Annotated in this window: 9 protein-coding genes; 8 read left to right on the top strand and 1 reads right to left on the bottom strand. The window is 60.8% G+C overall.

Translation table 11 applies throughout. The features are described 5' to 3' along the window. Positions 1-154: 154 nt before the first annotated feature. Positions 155-1,036, top strand: a complete 882-nt coding sequence (locus tag HDE79_RS05080) for a PhzF family phenazine biosynthesis protein (protein ID WP_184600791.1) — start codon at positions 155-157, stop codon at positions 1,034-1,036. A gap of 80 nt (positions 1,037-1,116) precedes the next feature. On the opposite strand, the gene HDE79_RS05075 is transcribed toward HDE79_RS05080, so the two are convergent. Beyond that, positions 1,117-1,701, bottom strand: coding sequence for an outer membrane beta-barrel protein (locus HDE79_RS05075; RefSeq protein WP_255488244.1), 585 nt, complete (start codon positions 1,699-1,701; stop codon positions 1,117-1,119). Positions 1,702-2,125: 424 nt separating this feature from the next. On the opposite strand from HDE79_RS05075, the gene HDE79_RS05070 reads away from it, so the two are divergent. From HDE79_RS05070 to HDE79_RS05040, 7 genes are all read left to right on the top strand, one after another. After that, a complete protein-coding gene (locus HDE79_RS05070) occupies positions 2,126-4,081 on the top strand; it encodes a S53 family peptidase (RefSeq protein WP_184600789.1) in 1,956 nt (651 codons plus the stop codon). Positions 4,082-4,239: 158 nt separating this feature from the next. Next, entirely contained in the window at positions 4,240-5,565 is a 1,326-nt protein-coding gene (locus HDE79_RS05065) for an amino acid permease (protein ID WP_184600788.1), read from the top strand. 161 nt (positions 5,566-5,726) lie between these two features. After that, positions 5,727-6,260 (top strand): (2Fe-2S)-binding protein, encoded by a 534-nt coding sequence (locus tag HDE79_RS05060; RefSeq protein ID WP_184600787.1) that lies wholly within the window; start codon positions 5,727-5,729, stop codon positions 6,258-6,260. Further along, positions 6,257-8,551 carry a molybdopterin cofactor-binding domain-containing protein gene (locus tag HDE79_RS05055; RefSeq protein ID WP_221440007.1) on the top strand — a complete coding sequence of 765 codons (2,295 nt, stop codon included), beginning with the start codon at positions 6,257-6,259 and terminating at the stop codon, positions 8,549-8,551. Before HDE79_RS05060 ends, HDE79_RS05055 begins: the two co-directional genes overlap by 4 nt. Before the next feature lie 515 nt (positions 8,552-9,066). Continuing rightward, complete coding sequence (locus tag HDE79_RS05050) at positions 9,067-11,241, top strand: TonB-dependent siderophore receptor (RefSeq protein ID WP_184600786.1); 2,175 nt, start codon at positions 9,067-9,069, stop codon at positions 11,239-11,241. Between the two features lie 6 nt (positions 11,242-11,247). Continuing rightward, on the top strand, positions 11,248-12,438 hold the full coding sequence (locus HDE79_RS05045) for a PepSY-associated TM helix domain-containing protein (protein ID WP_184600785.1): 1,191 nt from the start codon (positions 11,248-11,250) through the stop codon (positions 12,436-12,438). Continuing rightward, positions 12,435-12,629 carry a hypothetical protein gene (locus tag HDE79_RS05040; RefSeq protein WP_184600784.1) on the top strand — a complete coding sequence of 65 codons (195 nt, stop codon included), beginning with the start codon at positions 12,435-12,437 and terminating at the stop codon, positions 12,627-12,629. The genes HDE79_RS05045 and HDE79_RS05040 overlap by 4 nt, the downstream gene beginning before the upstream one ends. Positions 12,630-12,640 lie beyond the last annotated feature (11 nt).

The raw sequence follows: 12,640 nt of genomic DNA, 5'->3' as shown, positions 1-12,640 counted from the left end.
GCCATGCGCTGGCGTGATCTGCCGCGCACCACCCGCCTATTGTGCCGCAAGCGGGCCATGCGAATCTGACTGTGTGGTGGCAAGGGCGAGGCGCTTGCCACTCAAGGCATGCCAGTGGCATGGTTCCGGGCCTTTCCCCGCAACCGCCATCGCCATGCCCCGTCGTTTCCAATACACCCAGCTCGACGTCTTTTCCGACCGACTGTTCGACGGCAATCCGCTGGCCGTGGTGATCGATGCTGACGGGCTGGATACCGATACCATGCAGCGCATCGCGCGCTGGACCAACCTCTCCGAAACCGCCTTTCTGCTGACTCCGACACAGCCACACGCAGACTATCGCGTGCGCATTTTTACCACCCGGCAGGAACTGCCCTTCGCCGGGCATCCCAGTGTCGGCAGCGCGTATGTGGCGATCGAATCGGGCAAGGTCCGGATCGGCAAGCGCTCGCTGGTGCAGGAATGCACGGCCGGGCTGTTGCCCGTGTGGGTCGACGGCGAAAGCGCATCGCGCATCATCCATGTACAGGCGCCATCGGCAACGATCGGTCGCTGCGATGAGGCGTTCGCGAATCGCGTGGCTGGTGCGCTGCACACCATAGTGGACGCAGCAGCGATGCGCAAAGTCGACAACGGCCCTGTATGGATCGTTTGCGATCTCAACGAGGCCGGTGCCGTGCGCACGCTAAGTCCAGACTTACGTGCCATCGCAGCGATCTGCGAGCACGTGCCCGCTGTCGGTGTCTGCGTATTCGGGCGCGAGCGCAACAGTAATACCGCGATGGCCGTGCGCGCATTCTGCCCAGCTGACGGCATGCCCGAAGATCCTGTCACCGGCAGCGCAAATGCTGCGATAGCGGCGTATCTGCAGGAAACGAACGGACTCGCCGCTTATGGCCAACGCTATCGCGCAAGCCAGGGCCGCGAGGTGGGCCGCAATGGCCTCGTGGAAGTCAACGTCGATATCGCCACATCGGCGATCACGATTGGCGGCGCCTGTGTGATCGGCGTACACGGAGAACTACGGCTGAACTGAACCGGCCGTGCATTCACAACCAGGTTAAAAACAACAACGGCCGCGAATGCGGCCGCTGTTGTTTGTACAAAGACGCTGCCTTAGAAGCGGTATTCAGCAAAACCGGAATACACGCCAATGCTCTCGTTGCCTTTCACTTCGCCGCTATTGATACGAGCGTGATAGCCGTCGTACGCCAGACCCAGGCTGAAATGCTGGTTGAAATCGTAGCCCACCGCGGCACCGACATAACCGCCGTTGCCATGGAAACGCTCCGAACCGAAGTCTTCGACGTTGGCATCTACCGATGAATGAAAAAGACCTCCGCGCGCGGAGACAAACATCTGGTTCTCGAACTTGTACTTGATGTTCAGACCCACCAGCGGCCCCCTGACTTTCACGCTGAATTTCTCGGTCACACCCGGCAGACCCGTGGACAGATTGGTTGTGGCCGTACCCAGACCGACATAGCCGGCTTCCACGCCGAAATCGACCTTGTAGCTCTGCCAGCTGTAGCCGGCGCGGATTGCACCGCTGGTGTCCGTGTTGTCGCTGAATCCGCTTTCGTGATAGGTCGACTGGCCAAGATTGCCGTTGATGAAAAATGCTCCCTGATCGGTAGCCAAAGCGCTACCCGAGACAGCCGCCAGCACGCCAGCAACGGCGATGATTTGAATCTGCTTCATCATGTTTCCCCTGTGTTGTTGCTTCCAGCCCGCCGCCTCATGCATGCAGGCGACGCATATTACAAATTCGGGTCAAATTAAGGAATTCATGTTTATGGCAGGGGTTCTGATGGCATCGACGATATTGCGCATCACGCCGTGATGCCGCCATCACTCTCTGTCCCGTTGAAAACGCAGACTTCTCCCGGCACGGACAATTTCGCAAGAACTTTCGACTTCAACCTTACCCACTTTCACATCGGACTGCGGTAATTTGCGACGAGGCGTGGCACCGAACGACAGGGGGGACGTGTTTCGCCGCTTATAGGGTATTTCTTGATGTAGCGCTTACAGCCTGACCGGAAGCGATGCCGCCTGGCAGCGATAAACCAGGGTGGTGTCGTGGATAAGTGTCAGCGTTTTCTATCCTAAGAAAGGAACTCCGATGACCCGCCATTTTCATCGCACGGCCCTGGCAACCTCCCTCGCAGTGGCATTCGCCAGTTTCAGCAGCGCCTCCCTTGCCGCCAACGCACAACCCGATGTCGACATGGGAGTGGCTTCCGGCAGCCAGACGACCACCGTCACGCTGACGCTCAAGTTGCATAACCAGCCGGCACTGGAGCAATACATCCAGGACACCGTGACACCGGGAAGCGCCCATTTTCAGCAATTTCTGACCACCAGCCAGTTTGCCAGCCAGTACGGCGCCACTGCGGCGGAAATTGCGCAGGTGCAGACGTTCCTCAAGCAGAAAGGATTGACCAGCCAGGTGCTGGACAACCACATGACGATCCGCGCCACCGGCACGCTCGCCCAGTTTGGTGCAGCGTTCAGTACGCCGATCCACAGCTACGTATCGACGGCGTCCGGGCAGCGGTTTCATCGCCCTTCGTCCACTGTCCTGCTGCCATCCGCGGTGGCCAATCTGGTCGTGGCGACGTCCGGCCTGAACAGTGAGAAAAAATATCTGTCGCACCGGATCCAGGCACTGAACGTATCCGGCGTACCCACCAAGCCAAGCCTGAAATCGAAGCTTGCCACCACGGCACTGACAGAAACCGCCAGCGCTTCCACCGGCAACCCCACCGCCACTGGCGAGCCCGGCAGTTTCACCGTCGGCGATGTCGCCAATTTTTACAACATCAATCCGTTGTACAAGCATGGCGTTACCGGCAAGGGCAGTACCGTCGCCATCGTGACGCTATCCAACTTTTATCCGGCCGATGCGCAGACATACTGGACCGGCATCGGCCTGACCACCAAGCCCAATCGCATCACCCAGGTGCATGTCGACGGTGGCAGCGTGATCGACGATGGCAGCGGCGAAACCGCGCTTGACGTGGAGCAGTCTGGCGGCCTTGCACCAGATGCCAACATCATCGTGTATGACGCGCCCAACGCAGGCAACGGTTTTGTCGACGCATTCGCGCAGGCCGTCTCTGACAACAAGGCCGATAGCATCTCTACCAGCTGGGGCGGCCCGGAAATCTACAACTTCGCGGCACTCAATGTCGACGGCGCCAGCGTCACCGACACCAGCGACGTAGGCGACCTGCAGACGTTCCACCAGATCTTCCTCGAGGCGGCCGTGCAAGGGCAGTCGGTATTCGCTGCCAGCGGTGACTCCGGCGCCTATGACACCGTGCGCGGCCTCGGCGTGGGCACCACACCAGGTACCTACACGGCGCCACTGACGGTGGACTCGCCCGCTTCCGATCCGTACATCACCGCGGCCGGTGGCACCACGCGCCCTTATACCTACAGCTTCAGCGGCGGACCCACCGCCTCGATCACACAGGAAAGTGTCTGGGGCTGGGATTACATACAAAACTACTTTGACACCAACTTCGGGGCTGGGGCCATCGACCTGTTTTCGGTCGGCGGCGGCGGCGGCGTCAGTGTCTACTGGCACACGCCGTTCTATCAGCTGTTCACGTCGGGCATCCGTACCAGCGAAACCAAGCAGTCGCTGGTGTATGACGACCCCAGCGCCGGTCCCACCACGCTGCTGGAATTGCCCGCCCACTTCCGTGGCCGCAACGTGCCGGATATCGCGCTCAACGCGGATCCGGAAACCGGCTACACGGTGGTATCGACCTACGACGGCGGCGTGATTTCCGAAGGCGGCACCAGCTTCGTGGCGCCGCAGCTCAACGGTATCAGCGCCCTGCTGACACAGAGCAATCATCATCGCATCGGTCTGTGGAATCCGCAGGTCTATGCAATGCAGAACATCTTCGGCTACGGCAAATACACACCGTTCACTGACATCCGTGCAGGCGACAACTGGTTCTACCAGGGGAAACATGGCTATGAGCCAGGCGCCGGCATCGGCACGCTGGACGTCGCCAATCTGGATCTGTACCTGAAAAGTGGGCTCTTCAGCTTTCGTCGCTGATTAGTCGTGAAAGCGGGACGCTGACGGTGGTGATATCGCCGCCGTCAGCGACTTGCAGGACGTGCGCTGATTCGTGCGTAACGACGGCGTTGCAGGGACTTGCTGCCACTCCATTGAAACGCCATGCTCTTGCGTTGTTTTCAACCATGGCCTGGTGAATGAGTTCCTCTCCGATACCCACCGGTTATCTCCGCAGCCTGCGCCCGTGGGACGCCGCCCTGATTGTGGTGGGCGGCATTATCGGCGGCGGCATTTTTCTCAATCCCGGCATTGCCGCGCAGCGCACTGATTCGGGGCTGACGCTTTTACTGATGTGGGTGGGTGCCGGCGTGCTCACGCTAATTGGTGCGCTCTGCTATGCCGAGCTGGGGGCACGGCGACCGCAGGCAGGCGGCAGCTATGTCTATATGCGCGAGGCGTTTGGCCCGCTGGCCGGCTTCCTGTTTGGCTGGACGATGCTGCTGGTGATCTATTCGGGGTCGAGTGCCGCTGTGGCGACGATATTCGCCAGCTATGCGTGTGCCCTGTTTGGCCTGCCTCCGGCGGCGTGGGGACTGCCGCTGACGGTTGGCGCATTGGTTATCGTGGCCGGCCTGAATCTATTTGGATTGAAGTTGGGCGCGCAGATCCAGAACCTATTCGCCTTACTCAAGCTGCTGGCAGTGGCTGCGCTGGTGGTGTGCGGACTGTTTCTTGCTGGCGCGGGTCACGGCCAGGTGCTGGCGGCGGACCCTGCGCGTCACGGCGTGGGCTTCATGGGTGCGGCGCTGCCGGTGCTCTTCGCCTACTCGGGTTTCACCTACCTCAACAATCTGGCCGGCGAAATCCGCGATCCCCAGCGTACCCTGCCCCGCGCGCTGATGCTGGGCATGCTGCTGGTGATCGTGGCCTATGTGCTGGTCAACGTGGCTTATCTGGCCGTGCTGGGACATGCCGGACTGGCCGCCAGTCACGCGCCCGCGGCGGACGTCATGCAACAGGTGTTCGGCCCGATCGGTGCTCGGGTGATCGCGCTTGGCGTAGCGATTTCCGCACTGGGCTTCTGCAACATCACCTTGGTTGCCGGTGCGCGCGTGCTGCAGGTCATGGGCGAGGACGGGCTGTTTTTCCGCTCGGTGGCACGACTGCATCCGCGCTATCACACGCCGAACATCGCGCTGCTGCTGCTGATCGCATGGTCCATCGTACTGACCCTCTCGGGCACCTACGGCCAGTTGCTCGATTACGCCACCTTCGGCGATTGGCTGGCCTGCGCAGTGGGTGTGTCCACGCTGTTCTGGTATCGCCGCCACGACGATGCTACAGCGCGCTTTCGAGTGCCTGGCTATCCCTTGATGCCGCTGATATTCATTGCCGTGATCGCATGGGTGGTACTGGCGACGATGCGCGACAACCCCATGAACGCAGGCATCGGGCTGGCGATCATTGCCGCAGGCGTGCCGGCGTATTTCATCTGGCGTCGTCTATTCGGCCTCAAGCCGTAATGCTTGCCACAAGTGGCGTCGTCTATTCGGCTTCAGGTCGTAGTGTTTGCCACAAGTGGCGTCAGCTGTTCCGCAATGCTTGCCACACGTGGTGCCGTTTGTTCAGCGGTAGCCGCCTAAGCAATGCGACAATGCGCGGACAGCTTTTGAGGAGATTTTGAATGGCGCTTGCGCAAGCCCAGGCTCTGCCGGCAACCACCGGCACCATCGTGCCCGACAAAATCCGTGACGGCATCGACCTGCTGATCAACGGCGAGAACTACCGCCACACGGGTGATCCGCAGATGCCGCTGCTATGGTACCTGCGTGACGTACTGCGACTCACCGGCACCAAGTACGGCGGCGACCACGGCGAGAACGGCGCCGACCTGATACTGCTCAAGGGCAAGGCGACCTCCGCGATTTCGGTGACCGTCGCCAAAGCCAGCGGTATGGATATCGTCACCATCGAAGGCCTCGCCGCCAACGACGGCACCCTGCATCCCATGCAGCAGGCCTTCATCGACGAGGATGCGATCGGCTGCGGCTACTGCACGCCAGGCTGGATCATTGCCTCGGTCGATCTGCTCAAGCGCAAGAAGCAGCCCAGCGACGATGACATCGACACGCTACCCAACGTCTGCCGCTGCGGCTGCCAGACTCGCGTGCGCCGCGCGATCAAGCGCGTGGCCGCCGGCAAGGCGGGCCTGCCATGAGCGACGATCTCCTGAGCAATCACATCAGCAATCGCGGCATTCAACTGTCACGCCGCCGCTTTCTTCAGGTGCTGGCCGGTGGCGCTGGTGCGCTGATGATCGGCATCCGCATGGCTGACGCGGCCGATGTCGACGTACCGCTGCCACCATCGCTGCTCGGCGACACCTTTTACGGCATCGGTGCCTACGTGCGCATTGATACCGACGGCAACGTGCTGATCGGTGTACGCGATCCGGACACCGGCACCGGCGTGGCCACCTCACTGCCACGCATCATCGCCGACGAACTCGACGCCGACTGGAACCGCGTCAGCGTGGTGTCGCTAGGCCTGGGCGTAACCAACAACAATGGTGAGCCGAGCTGGATCTACGGGCGCCAGGTGGGTGGCACTGGTGGATCGATTTCCGCTGCGTGGGCCGACCTGCGCCAGGCTGGTGCAGTGGCACGTTGGCTACTGCTGCAAGCTGCCGCGCGTCGACTCGGCGTACCGGCCGACCGACTGCGCTGCGAATCGGGCACCGTGATCGCGCTGGACGGCCGCCGTTTTACTTACGGCAGCCTGATCGAAGACGCCAGCAAGATCGACATGCCCAACAGCGTACCGCCGCTGAAAACCGGTGAGCGCTATCAGCTGATCGGCAAGCCGGCCGGTGATGTTGACGCCCGCGAAATCGTCACCGGCCAGACGCGTTTTGCGATCGATCAGCAGTACGGCGACACGCTGACCGCCGTGGTGGTGCATTGCCCCTGGCCGGACGGCACGCTGGAGGGCATCGACTTCACCGACACGCTCGCGGTCAAGGGCGTGGTGAAGGTGCTGCAGCTCAATCCCGAGGCTGGCCAGCAGACTGGCACCACACTGAGCACGATCACCGTGGCCGTGGTTGCCGAAGACACCTGGTCCGCCCTGAAGGGTCGCCAGAAGCTCAAGCTCAAATGGAAGCCCGGCGCGAGCAACAGCGAAAGCAGCGATGCGCTGGAGCAACAGGCTGGTGCACTACTCGCCGGCAATACCGACCCAACCACCCGCGTGCGCAACGATGGCGACGTCGATGCCGCCGGCAAAAAGGCCGCACGCCGGCTGGAAGCCACTTATTTTCAGCCGTGGCTGGCGCATGCCACGGCCGAGCCCATGAACTGTCTGGTCCGCGTGGAAAAGGACAAGGCCACCCTGGTCGTGCCGACGCAAGCACCACAAAAAGCATGGGCAGTGGTACATCGCCTCACCGGCCTTACGCCAGACCAGATCCAGATCAGCGTACCGCGTGTCGGCGGCGGTTACGGTCGCCGACTCGATCACGATTACGTGGCCGAAGCGGTCATGCTCGCAACCAACAAGGACATCAATAAATCCGTGCGGCTGATGTGGACGCACGAGCAGGATCTGGACCACGACTACTACCGCTCCGGCAGCGTGCATCAACTCAGCGTCGTGATCGATCACAAGCGCCAGATCACCGGCTGGAATCAACGCATGGCCAGCGCCTCCACACTGGTCAACCGCGGCGTGCCCGACAGCCGGCTGTGGACATCCGAGGTCGACGTCGATCAATTGCCCGCCGCACTGGTGCCCAACTACCGCAGCGACTGGTACGGACAAACCTCGGCGATTCCTCGCGGACCGGCCCGCAGCATGCCGCACCTGAGCAACGCCTTCGCGGTGGAAAGCTTCATCGACGAAATTGCGCACAGCATGAAAGAGGATCCGCTCGACACACATCTGCGCCTGCTCGGCGAAGCGCGCGAGGTGCCGCTCAGCGGCGGCGGCACGTTCGATACCGGCCGGCTGATCAATGTGCTCAAGCTGGTCGCCGATCGCATCGAATGGAAAAACTGGCTGCACAGCGTCAACGGTCTCGGTATCGCCTGCTGGCATTTCAACGGTGCCTATGTGGCGCACGCCATCGAAGTGGCGTCGAAAGATCAGAAGCTCGTCATCCAGCGCGTGGTCTGCGCCGTCGATGTCGGCCGCATCATCAACCCGATGGGTCTGGAAGGTCAGGTCGCCGGCGCCACGCTCGATGCGCTATCCACTGCGCTGAATCTTTCCATCACCTTCAAGGATGGCCAGATCCAGCAGCACAGCGGCAAGGATTACCCGCTTGCCAGCATGGCGCAGCTACCCGATGCGGTAGAAGTGATTACCGTGCCCGGTGACCGCGACCCCGCCGGCGCCAGCTTCCTGGCCATGCCCACCGCCGCCCCGGCGCTCGCCAACGCCGTGTTCCGCGCCACCGCCGTACGCATCCGCCGATTGCCGCTGACCAAGGAACTGTCGCGACTGTCGTAATATCTGTCAGCGCGATAAATCTGTTGATAGTTTCATTTGGGAAAGCGGGTCTTGGAGACCCGCTTTCTTTTTGCGACGCCGGCATTGAGACGTTACGACAGGTACCTTTCCCGCTGTCGATACCGCTTAGTCAGATCAGTGAAAGGCAAGACAGCGCCAACGTACGTGTTCCTCCAGACGCTGCAGCGCGCCCTGCTACAGGAGCCGCAAACACTTCCTGCCGATGATTGGCCCGCCTCGGTAGATGAAGTCGGGCAACTTGTCAGCTGAACGGAACTAAACGATACTTATTCGTATTAACAGGTGGCCAGCCAACGCCAGCAGCCTGATGGCGTTGCTCGCCTTGGCCACCCCCACGGGCCTGGCGATCAACCGTGCTGACTTGCCAGGGATTTCCTCTCGTGAAAAACGCTACGCCTCAGCGTCGCTTTGCGCCGTTTGCTTGTTCGTTCAACCGCCACAACCGCTACGTTCCCCACGCTCGCGCGCACCGCATGTGCCTATTGGCGGCTGCCATGACGATCGCCATGGCAGGGCATGCCAGCGACACCGCACCGCAAACGACTGTCGACGCCGCTCCAGCCGACGTAAAGACCAGCGCCAGCGCACACGCAAAGACACTTTCCAAGGTTACCGTGACAGCGCAGAGCGCCACGGGGTACATCGCCAATGACGGCAGCGCAGCGACAAAAACCGATACGCCGATCATCGAAACACCGCAGTCCATTTCGATCGTCACGCGACAACAGATCGACGACCAGCAACCGCAAAGTCTCAACGAGGCGCTGCGCTATTCCCCCGGCGTAGTGCCGGAAACGCAAGGAACCGCCTCCAACTTCTGGGGTGCCAACAGTCTGCAATTGCGCGGATTTACACCGGGCGTCTTTCTGGATGGCCTGCAAGACGACAGCTCAACCAATGACATGGTCGATCCCTATTTCTACCAAAGTGTGGAGGTGCTCAGTGGACCGCCTTCGGTGTTGTACGGGGAAGCCAGCCCGGGCGGCATCATCGATGTCGTCAGCAAGCAGCCCACCGCGACACCGCTGCACGAAATCACGCTCGGCCTGAGCAACTACGATCGCTACCAGGCTGGCTTCGACTTCAGTGGCCCGCTCGACCAGGACGATCACTGGCTCTACCGACTAACCGGCATCGGACTCACACAGGCCACGCAGACGCCGTGGATCAAACACAAGCGTTACGGCATTGCGCCTGCGCTCACGTGGCGCCCCGACGAAAACACCTCACTGACCCTGCGGGCTAATTTCACCTACAGCCCGGACATGGGCGACTATTCCAATAGCCCCGCTGTCGGATCGGTGCTGCCCAGTCCATTGGGCAAGGTCTCCGCCGACTTCAATCCCGGCGATCCGAGTTTCAACAAAGCCGAACAGCGCATGGGCATGATCGGCTATCAGTTCGAACATCATTTCAACGACACCTGGACGTTTCAGCAGAACGCGCGCTTCACCGATAACCGCAACGAAGCCAACATGATCTGGCCAGATGGCCTGGAAGCCGATGGCGAGACACTCGATCGCTACGCGTTCGTTCGGCACATGAGTGCACGCTCCTACCTTATCGATAACCGTCTCACGGCGCAGTTCGATCTGGGTGCCATACAGAACACCATGCTGCTGGGCGCCTCGTATTCGCGCTTCAACGAAAACTGGGTCTACGGCAGCAGCGAGGACGTACCACCGATCAATATTTTCGACCCGGTGTACGGCGTATCGGTACAAGGGCCCAATCCGGACACGTTCAGCGCGGAGAACAATCACGCCAGCCAAACGGGCGTGTATCTGCAAGATCAGATGAGCCTGGATCATTGGCGCTTGCTGCTCGGCGTTCGCCAAGACTGGGTAAAGGAAGATCAGACAAGCAATGAGCCCAGTCTGGTCATCCCCAATCAACCCAGCAACAAGTTCACCTGGCGCACGGGCCTGGTCTATCTGTTCGATAACGGCCTGGCACCTTACGTGAGCTATGCCACATCGTTCCAGCCACAATTTGGCTCGATCACCACGAGCGGTGCGCCGGCGGTGCCGACCACCGGCCAGCAATACGAAGCGGGGCTGAAGTTTCAGCCTGCGGGGAGTAACAGTCTGCTTACCGCGGCGGTCTATAACCTGACCGAGCAGAACGTGCCCGAATCCGATCCGCTCGATCCGGGTTTTGTGATCCAGGTCGGCGAGATCCGTTCGCGCGGGCTGGAGTTGTCCGATCGCACCAGCCTCACCAATGATCTGAATCTGATCGCCAGCTACGCTTACACCGATTCGCGCTACACCAAGACTCCGGCTACGGATACAGGTTACAACGGCGTCTCGGCCGCGGTGCAAGGCAACTACCAATACGCGGTGCCGAAACAGACCGCATCGTTATGGCTTGATTACACCTTGCATGGCCATGTGTTGCAGGGTCTGGGCATGTCCGCCGGCGTGCGCTACGTCGGCTCGTCCTACGGCGACGATGTCAACTCGTTCAAGGTGCCAGCCTTCACGCTGCTCGATGCCGCCATTCGCTATGACGTCGGTGCGATTGATCCGGCGCTGCGTGGGTTGAAACTGCAGCTCAATATTTCCAATCTGCTGGACAAGTCCTATGTGTCGGCGTGCGACAGCAGCACCACCTGCAATTTCGGTGTTCGCCGCACCATCTACGCCAGCGCAACCTACGACTGGTAAACGACCGTGATCGCCTCGCATTCGCTCAAACGCTGGTATCTCATCCACAAGTGGAGCAGCCTGATTTGCACGGGGTTCCTGTTGCTGATCTGTCTGACCGGTTTGCCCTTGGTCTTTCGCGACGAGATCGATCAGTGGCTGCAGCCACATCACTATGTGACGCTGCCCGCTGACACACCCCAGGTCAGTCTCGACCGCCTGGCCACGGCAAGCCATCGTTTGTATCCAGGGGAAGTGATCGCCTCCATGTTCGCCGACGATGACGAACCACAAATCTATGTCTGGATGGCACCCTCGTTTGCGCAGATGCGCGCGCAACCCGAAACGATGCATTTCGTCCGCTTCGACGCACGCACGGGGGAGGTTCTGGAAACAACAAAGTCCGCGGCTGAGCAGCCAAAGACTTTCATCGACATCATGCTGGCCCTGCATACCGATCTATTCGTGGACTTGCCGGGCGAGCTCTTCCTTGGCTCGATGGCGTTGTTGTTTGTGTTGGCGATCGTGTCCGGCGTCGTGTTGTATGGCCCCTTCATGAAGAAGCTGGCGTTCGGCACGGTAAGAGCCGATCGCTCGTCACGTTTGAAGTGGCTGGACCTGCACAATCTGCTTGGCATCACCGTCATGGCGTGGACGCTGGTGGTCGGCGCAACAGGCGTGATGAACGAACTATCCACGCCGCTGTTCGCGCTGTGGCAACAGACCGACGTCAAAAGTCTGCTCGCGTCCTACCAGGGTACGTCGGCGCCACCGCAGATCGCTTTGCCATCCTTGCAGACGGCGTTGGAGACGGCCAGTCATGCGGTGCCAGGGATGACCGTGACCAGTGCGGTCTATCCCGGCAATCCGTTCGGCAGTCCTTATCACTATCTGTTCTGGGCCAAGGGCTCCAGCACGCTGACCTCGCGTTTGCTCACGCCCGTTCTAGTGGATGCGCGTTCGGGCAGGCTGAGTGCCGTCGTCAAGATGCCGTGGTATCTGCGCGCGCTGGAAGTATCGCGGCCGCTTCACTTCGGTGATTACGGTGGCCTTCCGCTGAAGATTCTCTGGGCGCTGCTGGATGTGATCACCATCGTGATCCTGATCAGCGGCCTGTATCTGTGGATTGCTCGGCGCAAGACACAGTCGGCGCGCCTGGCGCGCATCATCGCTGTGCATCACGGTGACGACCAACAGCCTGCGGCGTCGCTGGTATGAACCCTACGCGATCTGCCACACGTGGCTTGCGGCACACATGGACGATTCCTTTGCTGCTTGCCGTGATCACGATGCTGGGGTTGCTGTCCGCGTTACTGGGTGAACAGCTCGGCTGGAAAGTGGTCGCATGGGTTGCATTGATGGTACCGGTCGCAACGTCGATCTGGTACGCGCGGTGGAAGCGAACGTAGCCCATCATCTC

It is taken from the genome of Rhodanobacter sp. MP1X3 (assembly GCF_014207165.1).
Classification (GTDB): domain Bacteria; phylum Pseudomonadota; class Gammaproteobacteria; order Xanthomonadales; family Rhodanobacteraceae; genus Rhodanobacter.
The sequence above is the reverse complement of the archived record's forward strand: the minus strand, read 5'-3'. Positions and strand labels throughout refer to the sequence as shown.